Source organism: Xanthomonas sp. NCPPB 1638, assembly GCF_041475635.2.
Classification (GTDB): Bacteria; Pseudomonadota; Gammaproteobacteria; order Xanthomonadales; family Xanthomonadaceae; genus Xanthomonas; species Xanthomonas cucurbitae.
Genome location: NZ_CM192984.1, coordinates 2,203,368 through 2,227,413, shown reverse-complemented (window position 1 = coordinate 2,227,413; position 24,046 = coordinate 2,203,368). Strand labels below are relative to the sequence as shown.

Genomic DNA, 24,046 nt, shown 5'->3' with positions numbered 1-24,046 from the left:
ACCTTCGATTGCATGGAAGGGACCGCCGCGCAGCGTGCTGCAGCGGCAGACCAGGGGACGATACGCAGCTCGCACGAGGTGCGGCCTGCGCATCGATCAGGACACGCCCGCCATGCAGGCGACGGCATGCCTATGCGACGCACCGGCGGAGTGTCGCAGTGCGCCGCGTCATGGTGCCTGCAAAATCACGACAACTTGGGCGCATGTGCGATGGCATGGTCGATCACCTTCAGCGCCGCCTCGCGCTCGGCGCCGGCCACCGCCAGACGCGGCGCACGCACCTGCTCGCTCCCCATGCCCACCTTTGCCTGCACCAGCTTGATCAACTGCACGAAGGTCGGCACGGTATCCAGGCGCAGCAGCGGCAGGAACCAGTTGTACAGCTCCCTGGCCGCCGGGTAGCCGCCATCGCGCGCCAGCTCGAACAGGCGCACCGATTCGGTCGGATAGGCATTGACCAGGCCGGCAACCCAGCCCTTGGCACCCATGCTCAGGCCTTCGACGATGGCATCGTCCATGCCCACCAGCAGCGCCAGGCGGTCGCCCAGCAGTTCCTGCAGCGCGGCAAAGCGACGCACGTCGCCGGAAGATTCCTTCACTGCCTGCAGGTTCGGGAACTCGCTGGCCAGCTCGGCGATCTGCGCCGGGCCGAAATCGGTCTTGTAGGCCACCGGGTTGTTGTACAGGATCACCGGCAGATCGGTCGCGCCGATCACCGCGCGCACATGCGCGCCCATCTCGCGCCAATCGGTGGAATACACGTAAGGCGGCAACACCATCAATCCGCCGCAGCCGATCTCCTTGGCCGCCTTGGCCAATGCCACCGCTTCGCCGGTCGCCAGGCTGGCGATGCCCGGCACCACCGGCACCCGGCCGTTCAAGGCGGTCACCAGGGTCCGCAGGACCGCCAGCTTGTCTTCCACGCTCAAGGTGGCCGCTTCGCCCAACGAGCCCAGCGGCACGATCGCGGTACAGCCGGCATCCACCAGCTGGTTGGCGTGCTTGCCGAGGAAGTCGTGGTCGATGTCGCCGGAGGCGGTGAACGGGGTGGTGATGGCCGGCAACACGCCGTGCCAGAACGCAGCAATGCTCATGGATGATTCCCTTGCGAGTCGGAAGTGAACGGATCGGCCAGCGCCGCGAGGCGGACCGGGAACAACGGCGGCCGGCGGCCGGCGTCGGTGGAAAGATCAGGCAGGCAGCGGCCCAGTTCGGCCAGCGCGCTGCCACAGATGCGGCCCTGGCAGGCGCCCATGCCACAACGCGATGCCAGCTTGGCGTCGCGTGCATCGTTGAAGGTGTCCAGTGCCGCCAGCGGCACGTCTTCGCAGCGGCAGACCAGGGTGTCGGCCTGCGCCAGCGTGCGGATGCGCGCATTCAGGGCGAAACGCTGCTGCAACAGCGTGGCAAAGCCACGCGCCACGCGTCGGCGTGGCTGCAGGCGCAGCGCATCGTCGGGCGTGTCGGCCGCCATGTGCCCCGCCATTGCGCCCTCGACCAGCGCACAATCGCGCCCGCCGATACCGCAGGCTTCGCCCGCCGCGAACACCTGGGTGACGCTGGTCCGCAGCAAGCCATCGACCTGCACCTGCCGATGCGCGCCACAGGCCTCCAGTTGGCAGCCCAGCAATTGCGCCAGCTCGGTATTGGGGACCAGGCCGTAGCCCACCGCGAGCTGATCGCAGGCAACACGCAAACGGCCGGCCGGCCCCTCCAGCTCCACTTCGCGCAGCTGCGTATCGCCGTGTGCGGCCACCACCACGCTGCCGGTGCGATATGCGACGCGATGCAGTTGCAAGCGCAGCGCCACCGCCTGCGCCGCCTTGCCCGGCCAGCGCCACAACTGAGCGGCGAAGGCACGCACCGCTGCAGCCGAGGCCTGCTCGTGAATGCCCAGCACCGTGGCGCCATGCCGCTGCAAGGTAGCTGCGCTGGCCAGCAGCAACGGCCCGCTGCCGGCCACCAGCACGCGCTTGCCGGCCAGCGGCCAGCCCTGTTTGGCCAGCGCCTGCGCCGCGCCGGCGCCGGTGACACCAGGCAGCGTCCAGCCCGGAAACGGCAGCAGCAGTTCGCGTGCACCGGTGGCCAGCACCAAGGCAGCGTAATGCAGCTGTAGCGCGCCATCCGGGCTATCGGCCAGCAGCCAGCCCGGCTGCGCCAGCACGATCTGCGTCTGCGTCAGCAGCGTGATCGCCGCATGGTTGCCTACCTGCTGCAACAGCGCACGTGCATCCTGCGGTGCGCCATGCCGCACATCGTTGCGCCATACCTGGCCACCGGCGCGCGGCTGCATGTCCACCACGCCCACGCGCACGCCATGACCGGCGGCCGCCTGCGCGGCGGCCAGCCCGGCCGGGCCGGCACCAATCACCAGCACATCGAAATGCAACACGCGCTCAGCCATCGGTGCGCACCTGCATGCCCTCGCGCGCATCCACCAGGCAGGCGCGTTGCTGGCCAACCCCGTCGATGCGCACCCGGCATTCGAAACACACGCCCATGCCGCACAGCGGCGCACGCGGCTGCCCGCTGCTGGATTGCCTGAATTGCAGGGTGGCCTGCGCCACCGCGGCCGCCACGCTGGCACCGGCAAGCACTTCCACCGGCTGCGCATTCACCTGCAGGCGCACCGTCGCGCTCATGCCGCTTGCCCCTGCACCGCGCGCGCCGGCGCATACGGCGCCGGGTCGATGGCAGGCGTGCGCCCGAGCAGGCTGTCCACGATCACCCGTGCGCTCCCCAGCGCCGTAGTGACACCCAGCCCCTCATGCCCTGCCGCCACCCAGACATCGCGCCGGCCGGGCACCGCCCCCAGATACGGGCGCCCGTCCGGCGTGGCTGGGCGCAAGCCGGTCCACACGCGGATTGCCTGCAGCTCGCGCAACACCGGCAGGTAGGCGAATGCGCGTTGCAGCATGCGTTGCAGCACCGGCATCGACAGCGCGCGATCATGCTCGCCGAACTGCCGCGACGAGCCAATCAGCAGCTGCCCGGTCGGCCGCGGCTGCACATTGAAGGCCACGCTGGTGTCGTCGGCGCCATGCGCCGAATCGGCGTAGCCCAGCTCCAGCAACTGATGCCGGATCAGCCCGGGATGGCGGTCGGTGATGACCAGATGGCCCTTGCGCGGGCGCAGGGCCAACTCTGGCAGCAGCTGCGGCAGCGCCACGCCACTGGCCACCAGCACCGGCCCGGACAAGTGCTGCCCATCGTCCAGGCGCACGCCCTGCTCCAGCAGCTGCGCCACGCGGCGGCCAGCGAACAGCTGCGCGCCCGCCGTGCAGGCCAGCTCCACCAGATACCGGGCCACGCGCGGCGGGTACACCACCGCTTCGTCGGGCACACGCATGCCACCGGCCAGGCCCGGCACCAGCTGCGGCTCCAGCGCGTACAGCCGCTGCGCGTCGAACGCTTCGGCCTGCAGTCCGGCCGCGGCCAGCCGCGCGATCTTGGCCGGCACCTCCGCCAGTTCGCGTGCATCGCGGGCCACCCACAGCGTGCCGCAACGGCTGAATTCGGCCTCGCTCAGCGTGGCAAAGCGCTCCCACAGGCGCAGCGAATAGGCCGACAACGCCAGCTCGGCCGGGTCGTCGTCCATCGCCACCAGATGGCCCATCGCCGCCGCCGTGGAGCCGCCGCCGATCGGCCCCGGCTCCACGATCGCCACCCGCAGGCCCGCTTCCGCCGCGGCCTCGGCGCAGGCCGCACCGACGATCCCGGCGCCGATCACAATCAGGTCGTAGCTGCGCCGGGTGGAGGCGGCAGAGGTGCCGGACTCGGCACGGGCTGCACCGACCGCTGGCGTAGTCGTCGCCGGTGCAGGACCACGCGACGACGCGGCCACTGCAGGCGCAGGCGCGGGCCGCGAGGCGTGCATCAGGCCACGATGCCCCAGGCGAACGGATCGGCCGGGTCGATGACCAGCTGCGACCGCGCAGTGAGATGCGCCTGCCCACTGATGCGCGGCGCAATACCACGCCCGCTCAACCGATAACTGCCCTCGAAGGCACTCCCCAGAATGCCTTGCTGCACCCAGCGCTCGCCTTCGCCCAGCTTGCCGTCGGCAGCCAGGCAGGCCAGCTTGGCGCTGGTGCCGGTGCCGCAGGGCGAACGGTCGTAGGCCAGCCCCGGGCACAGCACGAAATTGCGCGCCACGCCGCTGCCATCGGGCGCGGCGCCATTGACTTCGATATGGTCGATTTCGCCACCTGCCTCACCCGTTATCCCGGCCGCTTCCAGCGCCAGCCGGATCGCCTCGGTGTACGCGGTGAGCTCGCGCTGATGCGCCAGGTCGAGCACGCACGGCGCCTGTTCGGTAATGAAGAACCAGTTACCGCCCCAGGCCACGTCGCCGCGCACCCGCCCATGGCCCGGCACGTCCACCTCCACTCCGGTGGCGGCGCGGTAACTCTCGACGTTGTCCACCCACACCGTGCCGTCGGCGCCCAGTTCCACGCCCACGGTCCCGACCGGGGTTTCGATGCGATGCTGCCCCGGTGCGATCCGCCCCAGTTCCGCCAGCGTGCGCACCACCCCGATGGTGCCGTGCCCGCACATCCCCAGGTAGCCCACGTTGTTGAAGAAGATCACCCCGGTGCAGGCGCTGCGGTCGCGCGGCGGCAGCAACAGGGCGCCGACCATGGTGTCCGAACCGCGCGGCTCGCAGGCGATGGCGCTGCGCCAGCGATCGAAGTCGCGGCCAAAGCGCTCGCGACACTGCGCCAAGCCGCCTTCGCCCAGGTCGGGGAAGCCGGAAAGCACCACCCGGGTGGGTTCGCCGGCGGTATGCGAGTCGATCACGTCTAGTGTGTGCATGGCGCATGCTCCCATTGCCGGCCCGCCAACGACTAGCGTGCAATGCGAATTGGAAATGCGGAAATCCGCACAATGCGCAAACTGTCTCGCCGCCATGCGTTTACGCTAGGATCGACGGCCGGCTGCACTGGCCGTGCAACCGTCATCCCACGACTGCCACCAGGACCCTGATGGACCTCAATCTTCCCGCGCTGGAAATGCAGACGTTGTTCGACGCGCTGCCGGACGTGGTGTTCTTCATCAAGGATGGGCAGGGCCGTTACACCCACTGCAATCTCACCCTGGTGCGCCGGCTCGGACGCAAGCTGCGCAGCGAAATCATCGGGCGTTCGCCGCTGGAAGTGTTCCCGCTGCCGCTGGGCGGCAGCTACATGATGCAGGACCGCCGCGTGCTGCAGGGCGAGGTCATCGACAACCAGCTGGAAGTACACCTCTATCCCAACCGCCTGCCCGGCTGGTGCCTGACCTTCAAGCGCCCGTTGTGCGAAGCCAACGAGGTGATCGGCGTGATCGGCATCTCGCGCGACCTGGGCCAACCCGACAGCCGCCATTCGGCCTACGAACGCCTGAGCCATGTGATGGAGCACATGCATGCCAACTTCGGCGACAACCTGCGCGTGCAGGCGCTGGCCGATCTGGCCGGCCTGTCGGTGGCGCAGCTGGAACGCCATTTCCGCCGCGTGTTCCAGGTCACCCCGCAGCAGTTACTGACCAAGCTGCGCATCGAGTCGGCGATGCGGCTGCTGTACGGCGACGACAGCATCGCCAGCATCGGGCAGCGCTGCGGCTTCGCCGACCAGAGTGCATTTGCACGCCAGTTCAAGGCCACCGTCGGCATGACCCCGCGCGACTACCGCTCGCTCAAGGGCCAGCTTTAGGCACAACGCCCCGCAGAACAGTGTAGCCACGCAGCATCGCCAACTGCGTGGCTGCCACCGCGCGCGCGCGAGGCGGGTGGCTTCGCCAGTGCTGCGCACCCTCATCGCTACCTCCAACCCGCCGGCGCGCACTGACACATTCCTGCCACAAATGCAGAATTCGGCAGCATGACCATGACATCCTGGCAGCCTTCGGCCAGCGTGCAAGCAACAGGGACTGAAGACCGCGTCAGGGGCGGCCGACACCCCAATGGTAGACTCCCGGGTTTCCCCTACTGCGTTGCCAATGGCCAGCTTTTTCCGCCGCAACAAGCCAACTCCGCCCGATAGCGCGCGCACCTCGCGTTTCAGCCTGGAAGAACTGGCAGCCGCATTCCCCACCGCGCCGGCGACTGCCCCCTCCACATCGCCCACCGAGGCCACGCGGCCTGCGCAACCTGGCACAGCGCCTGCCGGCGAGGCAGCGGTAACACCCACACCCAACCAATCCCCGGCGCCGTCAACAGGCGTTGCCGCACCGGCCATTCTTCCGGCCGACCAGCTTGCGCGCGACATCGCGACCCGCACCGGGCAGGCACAGAGCATCGCCGGGGTGCCCAGTGCAGCAACGCCGCCTGCGGCGCCTGCACCTTCTGCCTTGCAGGCATTGCCGGATCTGGCGCCGCCCGCCGCGCCCGTCGCACCGACGCCGGTGGTGGTTCCGCAGGTAGTCGTGCAGACGCAAAGCGCGCCCGCGCTGCCCGCGGGCACGCCCCCGCCTGCGCCAGCCGCGCAACCGCAAACGCCAGCACCGGTCAACGCGCCGTCGGTTGCGGTGCCCGGTGCTGCGGCTCCTTCGGCCATCCCGTCAGTTGCCGCCACGCCGGCCAGCGCGCCAGCGGCGCTCCCCCCATCGTCTGGGGCCGCCACTGCGGCGAGCGCCACGCCGGTGGTCACTGCGCCGGCCATCGTCAGCAGCCCGGCGCCGGCCACGCAGGACAGCGACAGCATCGTCGGCCGGCACGACGCCCTGCCCGCTGCCCCGGCCGGCAAACCCGGGTGGCGCGAGCGGCTGCGCAACAGCAGCTTCGCGCGCAGCTTCGGCGGCCTGTTCTCGCGCAACCCCAAGCTCGACGACGACCTGCTCGACGAGATCGAGACCGCGCTGATTACCGCCGACGTCGGCATCGGCGCCACCACCGCGTTGGTCGAAGGCCTGCGCAAGCGCATGAAGTCGCGCGAATTCGCCGACGCCCAGGCCATGTTGAAGGCCTTGCGCGCCGACTTGATCGCGCTGCTGCAGCCGGTCTCCAGGCCGCTGGTGATCGACCGCTCGCTCAAGCCGTTCGTGGTGCTCACCGTCGGCGTCAACGGCGTCGGCAAGACCACCACCATCGGCAAGCTCGCCAAGCGCTTCAAGGACGAAGGCCACAGCCTGATGCTGGCCGCCGGCGACACCTTCCGCGCCGCCGCGGTCGCTCAGCTGCAGGCCTGGGGCGACCGCAACGGCGTGGCGGTGATCGCCCAGGGGCAGAATGCCGATGCGGCTTCGGTGGCCTTCGATGCGCTGCAGGCTGCCAAGGCACGCGGCACGGATGTGTTGATCGCCGACACCGCCGGCCGCCTGCACACCCAGACCGGGTTGATGAACGAACTGGGCAAGATCCGCCGCGTGCTCGGCAAGATCGACGCCGCCGCCCCGCACGAAGTGCTGATGGTCATCGACGGCACCACCGGCCAGAACGCCATTTCGCAGCTGCGCCAGTTCCATGCCGCGGTCGGCGTCACCGGCCTGGTAGTGACCAAGCTCGATGGCACCGCCAAGGGCGGCGTGGTGTTCGCGCTGGCGCGCGAATTCAACATCCCGATCCGCTTTGCCGGCATCGGCGAACGCCCCGAAGACCTGCGCGTATTCGATCCGGTGGCGTTCGTGGATGCCCTGTTGCCCGACGCATTGGGCGGCTGAGTGGCAAGACGCCTGCCCGCACCTGCAGCCCGTGTACGCACTGGTGCTGCAGGCAGGTTGCACGGTGCAGGAGATATCGAGCGGGTGGTCGCGCGCCAAACGCGTGCTGCACTTTTCGCAACGGTTGCCTGCGGCGCTGCGCGCGCCTCGACACGCCGATGGGCCAGTCACCGACTACCATGCACCGACGGCACCGCACTGGCAGGGCGATGAAGGTTTCTTCTGCGAACAGTGCCTGATCGTCCTCGCGTTTCCGCTGCACTGATCGGGGACGCCGTCGACCGGGCACCCGCTCCGCAATCGCCCCTCTCCTTGCCAGCAGACCTCATGCCCGCAGATCCTGCCGCTCCCCCCGCTGACGCCTTCGTCGCTTCGTTGCTGCACTGGTTCGACGGCCACGGCCGCCACGAGCTGCCCTGGCAGCATCCGCGTGCACCGTACCGGGTCTGGTTGTCGGAAATCATGCTGCAGCAGACCCAGGTTGCAGTGGTCATCCCGTACTTCCAGAAATTCGTTGCGCGCTTCCCGACCCTGACCGACCTGGCCGCCGCCGACAACGACAGCGTCATGGCGCACTGGGCCGGGCTGGGCTACTACGCGCGGGCGCGCAACCTGCACGCCGCCGCCCGGCAATGCGTGGCCTTGCACGGAGGCGAGCTGCCGCGCGACTTTGACGCACTGCTCGCGCTGCCCGGCATCGGCCGCAGCACCGCCGGCGCGATCCTCAGCCAGGCCTGGAACGACCGTTTTCCGATCATGGACGGCAACGTCAAACGCGTATTGACGCGCTTCCACGGCATTGCCGGCTATCCCGGGCTGCCAGTGGTGGACAAGCAGCTATGGCAGCTGGCGGCCACGCATGTCGCGCAGGTGCCGGCCGGCCGCCTGGCCGACTACACCCAGGCGCAGATGGATTTCGGCGCCACCTTGTGCACGCGCGCCCGGCCGGCCTGCATCGTGTGCCCACTGCAGCAGGCCTGCGTCGCGCGCCGCGAAGGGCGGGTGGATGCATTGCCCACGCCCAAACCGGGGAAGGTGTTGCCCGAGCGCGAAGCCACTGCGCTGCTGCTGGAAAACACGCAGGGCGAGATCCTGCTGCAGCGCCGCCCGCCCACCGGCATCTGGGCCTCGCTCTGGACGCTGCCGCAGGCCGAGACCGACAGCGGCTTGCGCGCCTGGTTCGCCAGCCACATCGACGGCAACTACGCGCGCGCCGACGAACTGCCGCCACTGGTGCACACCTTCAGCCATTACCGCCTGCACCTGCAGCCCTTGCGCCTGCGCAAGGTCGCACTGCGCGCGGCGGTGCGCGACAATGAAGACCTGCGTTGGGTGGCACGCGCCGATCTCGCCTCGCTGGGCCTGCCGGCACCGATCCGCAAGCTGCTCGACTCGCTCTAATCGCTTCGAAGGAAACCGCATGTCCCGCACCGTGTTCTGCCAGTACCAGCAATGCGAGACCGAAGGCCTGGATTTTGTGCCCTACCCTGGCGAACTGGGCCAGCGCGTGTTCGCGCAGATCGGCAAGACTGCCTGGCAGGCATGGCTGGCGCACCAGACCATGCTGATTAACGAGAACCGGCTCTCGCCACGCGACCCCAAGCATCGCGCATTCCTCGAAAGCGAGCTGCAAAAGTTCCTGTTCGAGCGCAACGCCGAGAAGCCCGAAGGCTATGTCGCGCCGTTGGACGAGCAATAGGCTTGCCGGGAATCGGGAATCGGGAATCGGGAATCGGGAATCGCAACAGCGTCAACGAAGACCACGCAACGCGGTGACTTAGCCGCACCGGCAATCCACCATGTCGCGCACGGCCGCCTGCGGGCTCACCCTACTCCGGTCGGTCCGTCCAGCAGCATGCGGATGCGCTTGAGCAATTCCTTCTGCGTGTAGGGCTTGTTGACGACGTCAAATTCCGCCCCACCCACGTCGGTACGCTGGATGCTGGCATCGGCATAACCCGTGGTCAGCAGCACCTTGATTCGCGGCAGCATGCGCCGCGCCTCGCGGGCCAGCATTACACCGTTCATGCCGCCGGGCATGATGAGGTCGGTGAACAGGGCATCCACCTCCGGATGCTGTTCCAGCAGCTCCACCGCCTCGCGCCCACTCGCTGCCGAAAAGACCCGATAGCCGGCGTTCTCCAGGAACATCCGCGCCACCACGGCCACGTCCTGTTTGTCTTCCACCACCAGGATGGTTTCGCTGCCACCCTTGTCGATCGAACGTGCCTTGACCGCCTGCAGGTCGTTCTCGAACTCGTCGGAGGCAGGAAAATACAGGCGCACGGTGGTGCCCTCGTCCACCTCGCTGTAGATGCGCACGGTGCCGCCGGACTGCTTGACGAAGCCGTATACCATCGACAGCCCCAATCCGGTGCCCTGGCCCTCTTCCTTGGTGGTGAAGAACGGCTCCATGACCCGGCTGGCGATCTCCGCTGACATCCCCGTGCCGGTATCGCTGACCGCGATGCTCACGTAGCGGCCGGGCGCCAGCTGGTGGTACATCGCAAGATCATGATTGGTGATCTCCACGTTCTGGGTCTGCACCGTCACTTCCTTGCGCTCGGACCGCGCCATCGCATCGCGCGCATTGATGAGCACATTCAACAGCGCGACCTCCGCCTGGGTGGTGTCGATCTGGCAGTTCCACAGGCCCTCCTCCAGTGCCTGCCGCAAGCTGATGCCGCCCCCCAACGCGCGCTCGGCCATGTTGGTCATGCCCGACACCAGCCCATTGAGATTGACCACCCGCCCGCGCAATTTCTGCTTGCGCGAGAACGCCAGCAATTGCTGGGTCAGCGTTGCCGCCTTGGTCGCGGCGGTGGCCGCATGTTCGGCGCTGAGCGCGATGCGCTCGGCACTCCCCGAGGCATTGCTGGCGGCCAGCATCTGGATCACTTCCAGATGCCCGGACATCACCTGCAGCAGATTATTGAAATCGTGCGCAATGCCGCCGGTCAACTGCCCCAACGCTTCCATCTTCTGCGCCTGGCGCAGCGCATCCTCCGCATCGCGGCGGCGGCTCACGTCCAGCTGCGAGCCGAAGAAGTACACCAGATTGCCGTGCTGGTCGAACACCGGCGAGATGAACAGCGCATTCCAGAACGAGGAGCCGTCCTTGCGGTAGTTCAACACCTCGGTGGCAAATTCACGGCGGTTTGCGATCGACTCGCGCACGTCCTGCACGCTGGCCGGATCGGTTTCCGGCCCCTGCAGGAACCGGCAATTGCTGCCGATGATCTCTTCGGCCGAATACCCGGTCATTTCCAGGAAGGCACGGTTGGCGAACACGATCGGATTGTCCGGCAGGTGTGGATCGGTCACCGTCATCGGCATCCGCGTGGTTTCCACCGCAGCGAAAAAAATATCCGAGCGAGGCGCCTCCACCGGCAGGCCGCGCGTGTCGCTGATAACGGGCGACCCTGGCTGTCCATGACGGGAATCGTTCAAGTGCTGTTCTCCGCGGGACCATTCCCGTGACGCCAGTTTAATGGGGCACGGTGATGCGCTCCCTCACATCCTTGGCGCCGTTTCGATACGGCACCAGCCGCGATGCGTCCGGATCACGTCGGCACTGCCACGCGTGGCGATGACCGCTTACCTGAGTTGAAGGTACGCGCTCAGCCGCCGTGCGTTTCCAGGGTCCGGTATTCCTTGGGGTCCAGGACTTCCGCAAGACAGCACCCCACCCTCAAGGCCTGTTCGCGTGCATCGCCACGGTAGTCCCCCTCGCCCGCACCATCGATCGTGGCGACTGGCGCCGAGCGGTCCCGGTGGTAGATGAACGCCGTCGAGAACCACTGGGTTTGCTCGGGGGCCTGGCTTTCCATCGTCTCCACGCGGAATTCACCGCAGTAGCCGTGGATCAAGGTGCGTCGAAGCGTCTTATGGGTCATGGGCAGGAGTATCGCCGCCCACGGTTGAAGAAGGCGTGCAAGCCGCGGCCGATGCCATCGCAGGCCCCCTGCGTTCGCAGATGACGCCGCGTAGTGCATTAGTGGTCACTCGATCGATGGGGCGCTGCACTCCCCACCTGCACGCAGCCAGGAACAACGGCAGACCGATCTTCCGGCACCAGGTGCAGGGTCGGCTCACATCAATCCGAAGACGTTGGGATCAACAGCGCACAGAAGGGGCGGAACGCCTGCGCTGCAATACTTGAAAATGGTGGCCGAGGACGGAATCGAACCGCCGACACGGGGATTTTCAATCCCCTGCTCTACCAACTGAGCTACTCGGCCACTATCGCAACAATGCTGCCTGCGTTGCGAGGAGGCGCATCATAGCGAGCAGGCGCGGTTTGAGCAAGCGTTGTGACCAACTCCGCTGCAAGCCGCCACCGCCACGGGTGCATTGCACCAGTTCACGCCGCACAGCCGGGGCCATGGCCTAGCCTGCGCGCATCCACCGGAGATCGCCATGCACCTGCCCCGCCTGCTGTTGTCATGCCTCGTCCTGCTGCCTGTGACGGCACTCGCGCAGCAGCCGGTGCGTGCCGTACCTCAGCTGGATCTGTCGCGCTACGCCGGGCAGTGGCATGAGATCGCGCACCTGCCGGTGTCGTTCCAGAAGAAATGCCGCAGCGACATCACCGCCAGCTACACGCTGCGCGACGATGGCCTGATCGGCGTGCGCAACGCTTGCCGAACCGCCGACGGCGCGCTGGCGCAGGCCGACGGCGTGGCGCGCCCGGTGCAGGGCCAACCCGGCCAGCTGCAGGTGCGCTTCGCCCCGGAATGGCTGAGCTGGTTGCCGCTGGTATGGGCCGACTACTGGGTGATCGCCCTCGATCCAGACTATCAATGGGCAGTGGTCGGCGAGCCGGACCGCAACTACCTGTGGATTCTGTCGCGCTCGCCGCAGATGTCGCGCGCCCGATTCGAGCAACTCAAGGCGCAGGCCACACAGATGGGCTACGACCTGTCGCCGCTGATCGTGGCCGCACCGTTGCAGTAATGCCGGCAATCCGCCGCGCAGCGGCGCGGCGATGCACGGACTGCGTAGTATTCTTGGTGCCGCCCAAGCCGCCAAGGATTTCTGCCGCATGCGCCGTGCCTATCGCCTCCTGATCGTGTCGTTGACCTGCGGCCTGCTGTTGAGTGCTTGCGGCGGCCAGGTCCGCCGCGTCTCCGAACCGGCTGCCCGCATCCAGCAACTGACCGTGCGCGCGGACGGGTCGTGGTCGCTGGAGCTGCGCCTGCAGAACTACAGCAGCATTCCGATGCAGTTCGAACGCGTGGTACTGGAGATCTCCGCCGGCGACCAGGTGGCCGGCAAGCTCGACCAGGCCGTGGGCATCTCCATTGGCCCGGAAAGCGCGGATGTGGTGACGGTCAGCCTGCAACCCACCTCGCTGGGCCGACTCACCGTGGCCGATGTCCTGGCCGGTGGCCGTTCGTTTCCGTACACCCTCAAGGGCACCGTCTGGGCGACCCCGCAGGACAAGAAACAACGCGAGTTCGCGGTGGAAGCGCGCAACACGCTCAGCCCGGCCCCCGGCCTCAACGGCGTGCTGCGCTGACGCGCACGCCCTCTCGCACCATCTTCGAAGGACTCCGCATGAGCAGCTACACCGCCCCGCTGACCGACTTCCGTTTCGCCCTGCACGACGTGCTCGGCGCCGAAGCCCTGTTCGCCCGGCTCGGCTACACCGAGGCCAGTGCGGACATCATCGATGCCGTACTGGAAGAAGCCGGCCGCTTCACCGCCCAGGTGCTGGCGCCGCTGAACAGCGTAGGCGACGAAATCGGCTGTGCGTTCGACAAGAGCACCCACGCGGTGACCACCCCGCCCGGTTTCCGCGCCGCCTACGATCAGTTCGTGGAAGGCGGCTGGAACGGGCTGACTGCCGAGCCGGAATTCGGTGGCCAGGGCATGCCGCACCTGCTGGGCGTGCCGCTGAACGAAATGATCAATGCCGCCAACCTGGCTTGGGGCAACTTCCCGCTGCTCTCGCATGGCGCCACCGAGGCGCTGCGCCAGCATGGCGAGGCCTGGCAGCAGGAAGCGTTCCTCAAGCCGCTGGTCGACGGCCGCTGGACCGGCACCATGTGCCTGACCGAACCGCATTGCGGCACCGACCTGGGCCTGCTCAAGACCCGCGCCGAGCCCACTGCCGACGGCAGCTACGCCATCACCGGCACCAAGATCTTCATCACTGCCGGCGAACACGACCTCACCGACAACATCGTGCATCTGGTGCTGGCCAAGCTGCCCGACGCCCCGGCCGGCGCCAAAGGCATCTCGCTGTTCGTCACTCCCAAGTTCAAGGTGGACCGCGATGGCACGGTGGGCGAGCGTAATGCGCTGCATTGCGGTTCCATCGAGCACAAAATGGGAATCAAGGGTTCGGTGACCTGCGTGATGAACTTCGAGGGCGCCCAGGGCTATCTGGTCGGGCAGCCGCACAAGGGCCTGCAGGCGATGTTTACCATGATGAATACCGCGCGCCTGAGCGTGGGTTTGCAGGGTGTCGGCCTGTCCGAGCGGGCCTACCAGAACGCCTTGCGCTACACCCGCGAGCGGTTGCAGTCGCGTGCGCTCAGCGGCGCCAAGGCACCCGACAAGCCGGCCGACCCGATCATCGTGCACCCGGACGTGCGCCGCATGCTGCTGACCATCAAGTCGCTGACCGAAGGCAGCCGCTTGCTGGCACTGCACGCGGCCAGCCTGGTCGATCTGGCCCACCGTGGCGCCAGCGCGCAGGAACGCCATGATGCCGAGACCTTGGTGAGCTTCCTCACCCCGATCTCCAAGGCCTGCCAGACCGAATGGTCGATCGAGAATACCTACCACGCCCTGCAGTGCTTCGGCGGCCACGGCTACATCCGCGAATACGGCATGGAGCAACTGGCCCGCGATGCCCGCATCACCACCATCTACGAAGGCACTACCGGCATCCAGGCGCTGGACCTGATCGGCCGCAAGACCGCCGCCAGCCAGGCCGCCGGGCTCAAGTTGTTCCTGGCCGAGGTGGACACGTTCGCCAAGGCGCAGGAGGGCAACGCGGCACTGGCCGAGTTCATCAAGCCGCTGCGCGACAAGGCCAGCGAATGGGCCATGCTGACCCGCGACGTACTCGATCGTGCCGCACGCAACCCCGACGAACTGGGCGCGGCCAGCTACGACTATCTGTTCTATTCCGGCTACGTGGTGCTGGCCTACTGGTGGGCGCGCAGCGTGGCCGCCGCCGATGCCTCCGCGCATGGCGACGATTTCAAGCATGCCAAGCGCGAGACGGCACGTTTCTATTTCGCGCGTATCCTGCCGCGTACGCTGACCCATGCCGCCACCCTCCGCAGCGGCGCCGCACCACTGATGTCGCTGGACGCAGCGCTGTTCGGCGAAGCCTGAGCGACATCAGCATGGCGGGCGCTGCCGCTGTCGTAGGAGCGGACCTGGCCGCGACAAGGGCCATATCGATCGGTAAAGCCTCGCGCCCGGGTGCGCTCCTACGAGTCACCAAAGCCATCAACGCGGCCAGGTCACTACTGGCTGAGCCACTGACCGCAAGACACGCGCCAAAGCCGTTCGCTGCGATACACAAACTGTCAACGATCGGGTATAAGCTGTTTTCCCGATGGAGACAGACACGCACGTAGGTGATGTGATCGTCCCCGGAGGCAGCCCTGCCCCGGTCGCGGGCAACGCTGTCGCTGCAATCCAGCAACTGCCCTCCCTCCGCCTGCTCTCGCTCGATGCGCATGGCCGGGTACTGGACTGGATCAACTGGCAGGACGCCGCCTGCCTGTATGCCCGCGACGCGGTGTCCTGGACCTTGGGCGAGCCGTGCATGCAGATCCACGGCGGCATTTCGCGGTTGACCGGCGAACGCAGCACGCTGGCGCTGCACCCCATCATCGCCGCACGCGGCCACGCCCGCTCGCGTGCGCTGGACCCCACGCCCACGCTCAGCAATACCGCCCTGTTCGCGCGCGATGCGCAGTTGTGCATGTACTGCGGCCAGCATTTCAGCCGCCCACACCTGACCCGCGACCATGTGATGCCGGTCTCCAAGGGCGGGCGCGACACCTGGGAGAACGTGGTCACCGCCTGCTTCCAGTGCAATTCGCGCAAGGCCAACCGCACTCCGCAGCAGGCGCAGATGCCATTGCTGGCGGTGCCCTACCGGCCGAGCTGGATCGAGCACCTGATCCTGTCCAACCGCAACATTCTGTCCGACCAGATGGCGTTCCTGCGCGCGCAGCTGCCCAAGCGCTCCAAGCTATCGCTGTAGCCATTGCACTGGCGTTGCCCGCGCGGCGGGTGGCTGCGCCTGCCCGCCCGATCACCGCATCGGGGCAGACGGCCGGCCAGTCACCTTGTTCGCGGCCCGACCTGGGCAACCCGCCGTTCACCGTTCCTGCGGCAATCCGGTGTGCATGCAAACCATCCTCTGACGCGCCCCGACAAGTAATGGTGCGGCAGATTGCCGCAGGCGCCTGCGCGCGCAACGCAGGCCAGCAACAGTGGGCCGTACGGTCCTCAGCATCCGCCGATAGCTGAACCGGTTTGCTTGCCGGGCCTTCGCATGGGGAGGACAATACGGCTTCAGAATATTGACACGATGATGATCGACTCCACCCGCTACCCGCGCCTGTCGCGCATTCAGACCCCCGACGACCTGCGCCACTTCGACGAGGCCGAACTTGCGTCCATTGCCGAGGAGCTGCGCGCCTACCTCATTGAATCGGTGGGTAAGAGCGGCGGGCACTTCGCCGCTGGCCTGGGCGTGATCGAACTCACCGTGGCCCTGCACTATCTTTACCAGACCCCGGTCGATCAGCTGGTGTGGGACGTCGGGCATCAGACCTATCCGCACAAGATCCTCACCGGGCGGCGCGACCAGATCCACACGGTCAAGCAAAAGGACGGCGTGGCGCCGTTTCCCAAGCGCGAAGAGAGCATCTACGACACCTTTGGCGTTGGCCATTCGTCCACCTCGATCTCGGCCGCGCTCGGCATGGCGATCGCCGCGCAGCGCAATGGCGACGACCGCAAGGTGGTGGCGGTGATCGGCGACGGGGCGATGACTGCCGGCATGGTCTACGAGGCGCTCAACCATGCCGGTGGCATGGATCCGGAGCCGAACCTGCTCGTGATCCTCAACGACAACCGCATGTCGATCTCCGAAGCGGTGGGCGGGCTGACCAAGATGCTCGGCCGTGCCAGCGGCAGCCGCACCCTCAACGCCATCCGCGAGGGCGGCAAGAAGATCCTCGGCGACAAGAAGAACAACCCCACCGCGCGCTTCGTGCGGCGTTGGGAAGAACACTGGAAGGGCATGTTCGTGCCGTCCACGCTGTTCGAGGAAATGGGCTTCCACTACACCGGCCCCATCGATGGCCATGACCTGCCCGGCCTGGTCGGCGCGCTGAAGACGCTCAAGACCCTCAAGGGCCCGCAGCTGCTGCACGTCATCACCACCAAGGGCAAGGGCTACGAGCTGGCCGAAGGCGACCAGATCGGGTATCACGCGGTCGGCCCGTTCGACCCGAGCAAGGGCCTGGTCGCCAAGACCGGCGCCAAGAAGCCCACCTATACCGATGTCTTCAGCGACTGGGTCTGCGACATGGCCGCTGCCGAACCCAGGCTGCTGGTCATCACCCCGGCAATGCGCGAAGGCTCCGGGCTGGTGCGTTTCAGCAAGGAGTATCCGCAGCGTTACTTCGATGTGGCCATTGCCGAACAGCATGCAGTGACGCTGGCCGCCGGCATGGCAACCCAGGGCGCCAAGCCGGTGGTGGCGATCTATTCGACGTTCCTGCAGCGCGGCTACGACCAGCTGGTGCACGACGTGGCGGTGCAGCAGCTGGACGTGCTGTTCGCGATCGACCGCGGCGGCGTGGTCGGCCCGGATGGCGCCACCCATGCCGGCAATCTGGACCTGAGCTTCCTGCGCTGCGTGCCGCACATGGTGGTGATGGCACCTGCCGACGAAGCCGAATGCCGCCAGATGCTGAGCACCGGCGTGCACTACGCAGGCCCGGCCGCGGTGCGCTACCCGCGTGGCACCGGCCCAGGCGTGGCGCTGGATGCCGCGCTGGCCACCTTGCCGATCGGCAAGGCGCAGCTGCGCCACAGCGGCACCCGTCTGGCCCTGCTGGGCTTTGGCGCGTGCGTGGACGCTGCCGAGGCGGTGGGCCGCGAACTCGGCCTCACCGTGGTCAACATGCGCTTCGTCAAACCGCTGGACAAGGCAATGCTGCTGGAGCTTGCCCGGACCCACGACGGCTTCGTCACCATCGAAGACAACGTGGTGGCCGGCGGCGCAGGCTCTGGCGTGTCAGAGCTGCTCAACGCCGAAGCCATCACCATGCCCATGCTGCACCTGGGCCTGCCGGACAGCTTCCAGCACCACGCCAGCCGCGAAGACCTGCTGGCCGAAGCCGGTATCGACCAGGTCGGCATCCGCACCGCCGTGCTCAAGCGCTGGCCGCAGCTGATGGCCACCAGCGCACCGGCGTTGAATGCCGCAGCGGGCTGAATTCATCTGACAACGCCACGCCGCAACCATTGAGGAGTGGCCGTTGCACAGGAACCGGCAGACGCCTTGCGTAGGCCGGTTTTTTCGTTGGCCAACCTGCCGCCTGAAAATCTACGCTGTCACCGAACCGGTGCGCTGAAAAGTTTCTACCAGCTCCACGATGCGGCCACGCGCCTGCATGTCGTGCAGCTCCATCTGCAACCGACGCACCCCCGGGCCCGGCTCGGCACACGCGAGTGCCTCGCGCACGAGCGCCGGCAGCCCGTCCAGCTCCCGCAGCCACCATGCCGCGTCGGCAGCCTGCAACCGCGCGGCGTGGTCGAACTGGTCGTAGTCCAGTGGATACACGATCGCCGGCAATCCCGCCTCCAGGCAGGCGTACAGGATGCCGGCACCGCCGTGGTGAACCACCAGCGCATAGCGATGCAGATGCTGCGCGTAGTCCACGTAGGGCAGACGCCGATAATTGCCGTATGCCGGCTGCGGCGGCGCGGCGGTGTCGCCATCGCTGAAGTGGAACACCACCTCGGGAAACTGCGGCGCCAGCGCGCGCAGCACCGCATCCATTCGCTGCTTGACCCACTGCAGATGCGTGCCCAGGGTCACCAGCACATGCCGCCGCCCGGCGATGAATTCCGGTGCCTGCACGGCCGACGGGGGCGTGCACAACTGCGGCCCGACAAAGCGCAGCGCGGCGGGCCAGCGCTGTGCGAATTCGAACGACGGCACGCCCAAGGCCAGGATGCACTGCGGCGAATACACCGCCTCGCTGCCATCGTTGCGATACAGCGCGGGCAACCCGCAGGCCCGCATCTGCCGCCGGTAGCAGGCATGCAGGCTGCGCTTGAAGCCGCGGGTGAGCCGCCGGGCGATCGCATGCCAGGCACGCTGGCGCAGCGTGGTCGCAGGCAGCAGGCCGCCAAAGTACGCAGGTGGCCCGTCGCCGGTTTCGATCACGCAGGGCGACGGCATGCTGGTCCACCAGGCGATGCCCATCGCCTGCGCCGCCAGCCCGGCACTGGGCAGGGTGAAGTCGGCGATCACCAGGTCCGGCCGCTGCGTGCGCCAACGCGCCTGCAGCGCATTGCCCACCTGCGCCATCAAACCCAGCGCGGCGTGCAGCTGCCGGCGCAGACGCACGGGGTGATGGCCGACCGCATGCGGCGGGTTGGCGATCTCCAGCAACACGCGGTCGGCTTGCGCATCCAGGACGCCGGCGCCGCGCAATCCACATGCCTGGATACGCGCCTGCGCGGCCGGCGTGCTGACCACATGCACATCGTGGTGCGGCGCGAGCTGCCGGGCGATGGCCAGGATCGGATGCAGATGCCCACTGTACGGCGGGGCGACCAGATCAATGCGCATGCACCCTGCCCCGCTGCGTCTGCTGGACCGTGGCGACGAAGGCCTGGCACTCGGACAGCACCTTCGCAGTGGTCAGGTAATCCAGATGCCCGCAGGCCGGCGCCAGCTGCACCGGCCCGCGAAACAACGCACGCGAAATCCAGTCGCTGCGCCCTTGCACGCTATGCAACTGCGCGAACGTGGCCGGGTTGCGGCAGACCGGGCCATAGGCGAACACCGCCAGATGCGCGCGCAGCTCCTGCGGCAGCTGCAGCGCAGTGAGCAGCTGCAACCCGCAGCTGCCGGCCAGCAGCACCGTCATCGGCGCCTGCGCAAGCAGGGCCTGCACGCTCATGCGATCGCTATACGCCACGCGCGCAGCACGCGCGGCCAGGTAGTGGCGTGCGTTGGAGACACTGGCGCGCCACAGCGCAACGCGACGGTGCGGCGCCATGTCGCTGCGGTACGGGTAATTGCATGCGATCAACTGCCGGCCATCGCCGTGCAGCTGCTGCAGAAAATCGCGTTGCTGCGCGCTCAACGCACAGCTCGCCGGATCGCTCTGCCCGGTGAGAAAGGCGATCTGCACCGCTGGCGCGTCACTGCGCACGGAAGCGACCATCCGCCAGCACGTGGTAACGCCGCGTGCGCCAGGCGATGCTGCGTACGCAGGCCGCGTGCAACAGGTGCAGCGGCTGCAGGCATTCGGCCAGGACCGACAACACTGGCCGGTGGCGCACTGCTCCGGTGCTGCGCCACTGCACCGCACACAGCAGCAGCGCGCGCAGCAGCAAGAGCGTCGCCCCGCATGCGATGGACCAGCCACCGGGCTGCACGCAGATGCCGAGCAACAGGGCCACCAACACCACCGGCGGCAATCCCTGCAGCACCGAGATGGCAGCGGCAATACCGATGCGCTGACGGCGCAGCAGGAGCAAGGCGAACAGCATCCAGCGATGCATCTGACGGGCATAGCTGGGCAGATCCGGCATGGCGGTGCGCATCGCCACCGGGGCGGTGGATTGCCGGATGCGGCCACCACGTTGGCGCACCAGGGCGGCCACGGCCAGATCGTCGGTGAGCTGGTCCAGCAGGCCGGAAAAACCGCCCCAGGCACGCAGGCGCTCGGTCCGCACGGCGTAGCACATGCCGTTGATGGTCAGCGGCGCGGCGAACGGCAGCCAGCCCAGATAGGTGAGCGCGGCATTGTTGTTGACGAACTGCGCCAGCAGCCGCCCGGCCAGCGTGTCGCTATCGCGGTAATACGGCAACCCGGTGACCAGGTCGGCGTGCTGCAGATCGCGCAGCAACTGCACCAGCGCAGCAGCGCTCAACTGCGCATCGTCATCCAGCACCAGACTGATCGGCGCCTGCAGCTGCGCAAGCGCCGCCTGCAACTTCCACGCCTTCGGATTGAGATCCGGCGGCGCAGCGGGCACCTGCATGCGGGTGATGCGCACCTGCGGATACAGCGCCACCAGCGCATCAGCCACCGTATTGCCAGCGCGGTCGTCCGCGTCCAGCAGCCACAGGAAGTGCGCCTGCGGCAGCGCCTGCAGGTTGGCGGCCAGCACCTGCTGCAACTGCGCGTCGCCCCCCAGGATGGGCTGCAGGATCGCCACATCCGCCTGGCGGGCTGCAGCGCCATGCAACGGCGCCATGCGTGCGCGGTGCATCACCCACAGCGCCGCTGCGGTCTTGACGATAAGCAAGACCAGATAGAGCGCAGCCAGGGCCGACACTAGGCCCATTGCGCCGCCTGCCAGCGGACGAACGCCTCCACGCCCTCGTCCAGACCGACACTGGGCGGCCCCAGATCGGCCAGCGTGCGCCGCGGATTGAAGGTCTTGGAATACGCGAACACGCCCACGCCGAAGCGCGTGATCGGCGGCTCGCTGCGCAACCGCAGCAAGCGATACGCGCCCTCCACCACGCTGGCCATGCGCAGCGCCGTGCCGATGCGCACCTCGCGCTGCGGCAGCGGCAAGTGCAGGCGTGCCAGCACATCCAGCAACAGCTGCTGCAAATCCACCGGCTGCGCATTGGTGAGGTTGTAAGCGCGCTGCAGCTGCGCTGCGGTGGCGGCGCGGTAGAGGTAATCGCACAGCGCATCGATGTAGATCAGATCGCCGATCACCGGCTGGGTCTGGCCGACAAACCGCGGCAGCGCGCCCTTGCGGGCCGCCGCGATCACGCGCGGAAACAGCACCGTATCGCCCGGCCCGAACACCGCACGCGGGCGCAACACTGACCATTGGCCCGGATACGTCTCGAGCAGCGTTTCACCCAGGTACTTGGTCTGCGCATAGGTGTTGACGAAGGCCGGGCCGATCGGGCTGTCCTCCTCCAGGTCGTACTGATGTTCCTCGCGATAGAACACCGAACTGGACGAGACATACAGCAGGCGCGGGCAACCGTGCCGCCTGCAGAAGTCGATGACGTTGGCGGTGGCCTGCACGTTGTGCTGGAGGAACTGCGCGCGCGTTCCCCACGGCGACGCCAGCGCGGCCGCATGGATCACCACGTCCGGTTGCCAGTCCAGCGCGAACGGCTGGCTCAGATCGATGCGGTGATAGTTGGGCAGCGCGCTCGCGCGCCGACCGATGCCATGGATCTCCACACCGGGCCACCCTTGGAAACGCCGCAGGAATGCGCCGCCGACAAAACCGGATGCACCGGTCACGAGAATGCGCAGGCTCATCGCCACTCCGGTTGATAACGGTCCAGACTGGGCTGGCAGTGCGAAGGCAGGATGACCAGCTCCGGATGCGCCTGCGACAGGCCGTGCAGCTGCCGCACGGTGCGCTGGAAGGCGGGCCAGTCGTGCATCACCAGGCGGGTGGGCCAGGCCGGCCATTGCAGTGTCTTCCAGGTTGCCGACGACCACACCGCATCTGCGCACAGCAACACCTCGCGATCCTGTTGATCGCGCAGCCATAGCCCCATCTGCCCCGGCACATGGCCAGGCAGCGGCACAGCGAGCACGCTACCGTCTTCGAACAGATCGTAGGCAATGCCCAGGCCTTGCCAGGCACCGGTCAATGCACGCTGCGGCGCCTGTTCGGCAAACTGCATGCGCCGATCGACATCGGCCGGCAGCAGCTGCGGCAACAGCGCGCGGCGCAACCCGCCCAACCGCGAACAGCGGCGCATCTGCGCATAGTCCGCGCGCAGACAGATGAAACGCGCGTTCGGCAGATCGCGCAGGCCACCGATATGGTCGGCATGGAAATGCGACACCAGGCACCAGGCGATCTCGTCCAGCTGCACGCCGCGACGCGCCAGTTGCGCGCCCAGGGTTTCGTGCGCCGGCAGCGTCACCGGCGTGGTCCAGCGATACAGGCGTTCCGGCCACGGATCGGTGGCGCGGAAAAAATGCTCCGCATAGCCGGTGTCGTAGAGCAGCGCGCCGCGCTGCGGATGCCGGATCAGCACGCTCAAGGCCGGAAACTCGACCGCATGCCAATGCCCATCGGCGCGCACCATGCGCTCGCAATGCCGGCAATGGCCGATGCGCAGCAGGTCGAGGGAAACGCGCGGCGCCATCAGTAGCGCAACACCATGCCGCCGATCGCCAAGCCGGCGCCGGTGCCGAGCAAGGCGACCAGCTCGCCGCGCTGCAGTTGCCGATCCACCACGGCATGATGCAGGGCATGCGGCAACGAGGCGGCCACCTGGTTGCCGGTGGTCGGCAGGATGCGCACCACCTGCTCGGCATGCAGCCCCAGCGCCCGCACCACATGCTCCAGGCCACCACCGGAGGCCTGGTGCGGCACCAGCCAGCGCAACGCGGTGGCCGCAACCCCCGCCTCGTCCAGCAGTTGCGTCCAGAACGCTGGCAGGTGACGCGCGGCAAAGCGGTACGCGCCGCGGCCATCCATCCAGAACAGGCGCGAGGCCGCGGGTGCGCCTGCTTCTCCGTGCGGCGCGCGGGTGCCGCCGCCGCCGATGCGGCACAGGTCCGCGCCGTTGCCATAACTGGCAAGGCGGCTGGACAGCAACGCCGAGTCCTGGCCTGCACTGCTGCACCCAACCACGACCGCGGCAGCGCCATCACCGAACAATCCCGCAGTGCCGGGGACGGCATCATCCAGCCCGGCCGATGCCACTTCGCTGGAGACGATCAACACGCGCCGGTAGCGGCCCAGGGCCAGCGCACTGGCGGCCATGTCCAGCGCCACCAGGAAGCTCAGGCAGGTGGCATTGACATCGAAGGCGGGAATGCCGGAATCGCCCAAGCCCAATGCGCGCTGGATCAGCACCGCCTGACAGGGAATCGGTTGCTCCATGACCGCACAGGCCGAGATCAGGCAATCGATCTGGGTTGCGTCGATGCCGGCAGTGTTCAACGCCTGCCGCGCTGCGGCCGCTCCCATCGACGATGCCGTTTCGCCCTCGCCCACGTAATAACGGGTCACCACACCCAGGCGTGCGGCCGTGGTTCCGGCCGGCAACTGCCAGCGCGCGTCCAGCGCGAGTGAAGTGACTTCGCGCGCCGGGACATGGCGTCCAGTACCCAGGATGCGCAGCGGCAATGCGTTCAACACGAAAGCTCTCGGCAAACAAGGCACGCAGCAT

The 24,046-nt window shown here is 67.7% G+C and carries 23 protein-coding genes and 1 tRNA gene; 10 read left to right on the top strand and 14 right to left on the bottom strand.

Annotation, left to right across the window (positions count from 1 at the left end; translation table 11 throughout):
- Positions 1-185 precede the first annotated feature (185 nt).
- From ACCQ13_RS09755 to ACCQ13_RS09735, 5 genes are read right to left on the bottom strand one after another with little or no spacing between them, the layout of a single operon-like run.
- The gene (locus tag ACCQ13_RS09755) at positions 186-1,094 is read right to left on the bottom strand and encodes a dihydrodipicolinate synthase family protein (RefSeq protein ID WP_104602758.1); all 909 of its coding nucleotides are present in this window, start codon (positions 1,092-1,094) and stop codon (positions 186-188) included.
- Complete coding sequence (locus ACCQ13_RS09750) at positions 1,091-2,404, bottom strand: NAD(P)/FAD-dependent oxidoreductase (RefSeq protein WP_159407113.1); 1,314 nt, start codon at positions 2,402-2,404, stop codon at positions 1,091-1,093. The genes ACCQ13_RS09755 and ACCQ13_RS09750 overlap by 4 nt, the downstream gene beginning before the upstream one ends.
- Positions 2,397-2,642: a 2Fe-2S iron-sulfur cluster-binding protein gene (locus ACCQ13_RS09745; protein WP_159407112.1), complete on the bottom strand. Its 246-nt coding sequence runs from the start codon at positions 2,640-2,642 to the stop codon at positions 2,397-2,399. Before ACCQ13_RS09745 ends, ACCQ13_RS09750 begins: the two co-directional genes overlap by 8 nt.
- Positions 2,639-3,877: an NAD(P)/FAD-dependent oxidoreductase gene (locus ACCQ13_RS09740; protein WP_159407111.1), complete on the bottom strand. Its 1,239-nt coding sequence runs from the start codon at positions 3,875-3,877 to the stop codon at positions 2,639-2,641. Before ACCQ13_RS09740 ends, ACCQ13_RS09745 begins: the two co-directional genes overlap by 4 nt.
- Entirely contained in the window at positions 3,877-4,815 is a 939-nt protein-coding gene (locus ACCQ13_RS09735) for a proline racemase family protein (RefSeq protein ID WP_159407110.1), read from the bottom strand. The genes ACCQ13_RS09740 and ACCQ13_RS09735 overlap by 1 nt, the downstream gene beginning before the upstream one ends.
- A 170-nt stretch (positions 4,816-4,985) precedes the next feature.
- Between ACCQ13_RS09735 and ACCQ13_RS09730 the strand changes: the two genes are divergently transcribed.
- From ACCQ13_RS09730 to ACCQ13_RS09710, 5 genes are all read left to right on the top strand, one after another.
- Positions 4,986-5,693: an AraC family transcriptional regulator gene (locus tag ACCQ13_RS09730; protein ID WP_159407109.1), complete on the top strand. Its 708-nt coding sequence runs from the start codon at positions 4,986-4,988 to the stop codon at positions 5,691-5,693.
- 286 nt (positions 5,694-5,979) lie between these two features.
- Positions 5,980-7,638 carry a signal recognition particle-docking protein FtsY gene (gene ftsY, locus ACCQ13_RS09725; protein ID WP_159407108.1) on the top strand — a complete coding sequence of 553 codons (1,659 nt, stop codon included), beginning with the start codon at positions 5,980-5,982 and terminating at the stop codon, positions 7,636-7,638.
- Between the two features lie 31 nt (positions 7,639-7,669).
- Positions 7,670-7,903, top strand: coding sequence for a hypothetical protein (locus tag ACCQ13_RS09720; protein WP_223214439.1), 234 nt, complete (start codon positions 7,670-7,672; stop codon positions 7,901-7,903).
- A 62-nt stretch (positions 7,904-7,965) separates the two neighbouring features.
- Positions 7,966-9,039 (top strand): A/G-specific adenine glycosylase, encoded by a 1,074-nt coding sequence (gene mutY / locus ACCQ13_RS09715; protein ID WP_104602766.1) that lies wholly within the window; start codon positions 7,966-7,968, stop codon positions 9,037-9,039.
- 19 nt (positions 9,040-9,058) lie between these two features.
- Positions 9,059-9,337, top strand: coding sequence for an oxidative damage protection protein (locus ACCQ13_RS09710; protein WP_104602767.1), 279 nt, complete (start codon positions 9,059-9,061; stop codon positions 9,335-9,337).
- Between the two features lie 125 nt (positions 9,338-9,462).
- Here ACCQ13_RS09710 and ACCQ13_RS09705 read toward each other — a convergent pair whose 3' ends face one another.
- The 3 genes from ACCQ13_RS09705 to ACCQ13_RS09695 all read right to left on the bottom strand — a co-directional run bounded on the left by ACCQ13_RS09705 (position 9,463) and on the right by ACCQ13_RS09695 (position 11,879).
- Positions 9,463-11,088: a hybrid sensor histidine kinase/response regulator gene (locus ACCQ13_RS09705; RefSeq protein ID WP_159407106.1), complete on the bottom strand. Its 1,626-nt coding sequence runs from the start codon at positions 11,086-11,088 to the stop codon at positions 9,463-9,465.
- A 170-nt stretch (positions 11,089-11,258) separates the two neighbouring features.
- A complete protein-coding gene (locus ACCQ13_RS09700) occupies positions 11,259-11,534 on the bottom strand; it encodes a hypothetical protein (protein ID WP_159407105.1) in 276 nt (91 codons plus the stop codon).
- A gap of 269 nt (positions 11,535-11,803) precedes the next feature.
- Positions 11,804-11,879 (bottom strand) — tRNA-Phe (locus ACCQ13_RS09695).
- A 178-nt stretch (positions 11,880-12,057) separates the two neighbouring features.
- Between ACCQ13_RS09695 and ACCQ13_RS09690 the strand changes: the two genes are divergently transcribed.
- The 5 genes from ACCQ13_RS09690 (at position 12,058) to dxs (ending at position 18,124) form a co-directional block, all read left to right on the top strand.
- Positions 12,058-12,594 carry a lipocalin family protein gene (locus tag ACCQ13_RS09690; protein ID WP_104602770.1) on the top strand — a complete coding sequence of 179 codons (537 nt, stop codon included), beginning with the start codon at positions 12,058-12,060 and terminating at the stop codon, positions 12,592-12,594.
- Between the two features lie 88 nt (positions 12,595-12,682).
- Positions 12,683-13,159, top strand: coding sequence for an LEA/WHy family protein (locus ACCQ13_RS09685; protein ID WP_104602806.1), 477 nt, complete (start codon positions 12,683-12,685; stop codon positions 13,157-13,159).
- 38 nt (positions 13,160-13,197) lie between these two features.
- Positions 13,198-14,991, top strand: a complete 1,794-nt coding sequence (locus tag ACCQ13_RS09680) for an acyl-CoA dehydrogenase C-terminal domain-containing protein (protein ID WP_159407104.1) — start codon at positions 13,198-13,200, stop codon at positions 14,989-14,991.
- A 226-nt stretch (positions 14,992-15,217) separates the two neighbouring features.
- Positions 15,218-15,874, top strand: coding sequence for an HNH endonuclease (locus ACCQ13_RS09675; protein ID WP_159407103.1), 657 nt, complete (start codon positions 15,218-15,220; stop codon positions 15,872-15,874).
- 333 nt (positions 15,875-16,207) lie between these two features.
- Positions 16,208-18,124, top strand: a complete 1,917-nt coding sequence (gene dxs / locus ACCQ13_RS09670; RefSeq protein ID WP_159407971.1) for a 1-deoxy-D-xylulose-5-phosphate synthase — start codon at positions 16,208-16,210, stop codon at positions 18,122-18,124.
- Positions 18,125-18,235: 111 nt separating this feature from the next.
- Here dxs and ACCQ13_RS09665 read toward each other — a convergent pair whose 3' ends face one another.
- From ACCQ13_RS09665 to ACCQ13_RS09640, 6 genes are read right to left on the bottom strand one after another with little or no spacing between them, the layout of a single operon-like run.
- Positions 18,236-19,489, bottom strand: a complete 1,254-nt coding sequence (locus ACCQ13_RS09665; RefSeq protein WP_159407102.1) for a glycosyltransferase — start codon at positions 19,487-19,489, stop codon at positions 18,236-18,238.
- On the bottom strand, positions 19,479-20,090 hold the full coding sequence (locus tag ACCQ13_RS09660; RefSeq protein ID WP_159407101.1) for a hypothetical protein: 612 nt from the start codon (positions 20,088-20,090) through the stop codon (positions 19,479-19,481). The genes ACCQ13_RS09665 and ACCQ13_RS09660 overlap by 11 nt, the downstream gene beginning before the upstream one ends.
- Entirely contained in the window at positions 20,068-21,219 is a 1,152-nt protein-coding gene (locus ACCQ13_RS09655; RefSeq protein WP_159407100.1) for a glycosyltransferase, read from the bottom strand. Before ACCQ13_RS09655 ends, ACCQ13_RS09660 begins: the two co-directional genes overlap by 23 nt.
- Positions 21,210-22,169, bottom strand: coding sequence for an NAD-dependent epimerase/dehydratase family protein (locus ACCQ13_RS09650; RefSeq protein ID WP_159407099.1), 960 nt, complete (start codon positions 22,167-22,169; stop codon positions 21,210-21,212). Before ACCQ13_RS09650 ends, ACCQ13_RS09655 begins: the two co-directional genes overlap by 10 nt.
- Positions 22,166-23,014, bottom strand: coding sequence for an MBL fold metallo-hydrolase (locus ACCQ13_RS09645; protein ID WP_104602777.1), 849 nt, complete (start codon positions 23,012-23,014; stop codon positions 22,166-22,168). The genes ACCQ13_RS09650 and ACCQ13_RS09645 overlap by 4 nt, the downstream gene beginning before the upstream one ends.
- Positions 23,014-24,012, bottom strand: coding sequence for a 3-oxoacyl-[acyl-carrier-protein] synthase III C-terminal domain-containing protein (locus ACCQ13_RS09640; protein ID WP_104602778.1), 999 nt, complete (start codon positions 24,010-24,012; stop codon positions 23,014-23,016). The genes ACCQ13_RS09645 and ACCQ13_RS09640 overlap by 1 nt, the downstream gene beginning before the upstream one ends.
- Positions 24,013-24,046: the final 34 nt, after the last annotated feature.

Bases quoted from the DNA above. Each gene is read 5' to 3' on its own strand.
- ACCQ13_RS09755 (WP_104602758.1), bottom strand. From the start codon at position 1,094: ATGAGCATTGCTGCGTTCTGGCACGGCGTGTTGCCGGCCATCACCACC.
- ACCQ13_RS09750 (WP_159407113.1), bottom strand. From the start codon at position 2,404: ATGGCTGAGCGCGTGTTGCATTTCGATGTGCTGGTGATTGGTGCCGGC.
- ACCQ13_RS09745 (WP_159407112.1), bottom strand. From the start codon at position 2,642: ATGAGCGCGACGGTGCGCCTGCAGGTGAATGCGCAGCCGGTGGAAGTG.
- ACCQ13_RS09740 (WP_159407111.1), bottom strand. From the start codon at position 3,877: ATGCACGCCTCGCGGCCCGCGCCTGCGCCTGCAGTGGCCGCGTCGTCG.
- ACCQ13_RS09735 (WP_159407110.1), bottom strand. From the start codon at position 4,815: ATGCACACACTAGACGTGATCGACTCGCATACCGCCGGCGAACCCACC.
- ACCQ13_RS09730 (WP_159407109.1), top strand. From the start codon at position 4,986: ATGGACCTCAATCTTCCCGCGCTGGAAATGCAGACGTTGTTCGACGCG.
- ftsY (WP_159407108.1), top strand. From the start codon at position 5,980: ATGGCCAGCTTTTTCCGCCGCAACAAGCCAACTCCGCCCGATAGCGCG.
- mutY (WP_104602766.1), top strand. From the start codon at position 7,966: ATGCCCGCAGATCCTGCCGCTCCCCCCGCTGACGCCTTCGTCGCTTCG.
- ACCQ13_RS09710 (WP_104602767.1), top strand. From the start codon at position 9,059: ATGTCCCGCACCGTGTTCTGCCAGTACCAGCAATGCGAGACCGAAGGC.
- ACCQ13_RS09700 (WP_159407105.1), bottom strand. From the start codon at position 11,534: ATGACCCATAAGACGCTTCGACGCACCTTGATCCACGGCTACTGCGGT.
- ACCQ13_RS09690 (WP_104602770.1), top strand. From the start codon at position 12,058: ATGCACCTGCCCCGCCTGCTGTTGTCATGCCTCGTCCTGCTGCCTGTG.
- ACCQ13_RS09685 (WP_104602806.1), top strand. From the start codon at position 12,683: ATGCGCCGTGCCTATCGCCTCCTGATCGTGTCGTTGACCTGCGGCCTG.
- ACCQ13_RS09680 (WP_159407104.1), top strand. From the start codon at position 13,198: ATGAGCAGCTACACCGCCCCGCTGACCGACTTCCGTTTCGCCCTGCAC.
- ACCQ13_RS09675 (WP_159407103.1), top strand. From the start codon at position 15,218: ATGGAGACAGACACGCACGTAGGTGATGTGATCGTCCCCGGAGGCAGC.
- dxs (WP_159407971.1), top strand. From the start codon at position 16,208: ATGATCGACTCCACCCGCTACCCGCGCCTGTCGCGCATTCAGACCCCC.
- ACCQ13_RS09665 (WP_159407102.1), bottom strand. From the start codon at position 19,489: ATGCGCATTGATCTGGTCGCCCCGCCGTACAGTGGGCATCTGCATCCG.
- ACCQ13_RS09660 (WP_159407101.1), bottom strand. From the start codon at position 20,090: ATGGTCGCTTCCGTGCGCAGTGACGCGCCAGCGGTGCAGATCGCCTTT.
- ACCQ13_RS09655 (WP_159407100.1), bottom strand. From the start codon at position 21,219: ATGGGCCTAGTGTCGGCCCTGGCTGCGCTCTATCTGGTCTTGCTTATC.
- ACCQ13_RS09650 (WP_159407099.1), bottom strand. From the start codon at position 22,169: ATGAGCCTGCGCATTCTCGTGACCGGTGCATCCGGTTTTGTCGGCGGC.
- ACCQ13_RS09645 (WP_104602777.1), bottom strand. From the start codon at position 23,014: ATGGCGCCGCGCGTTTCCCTCGACCTGCTGCGCATCGGCCATTGCCGG.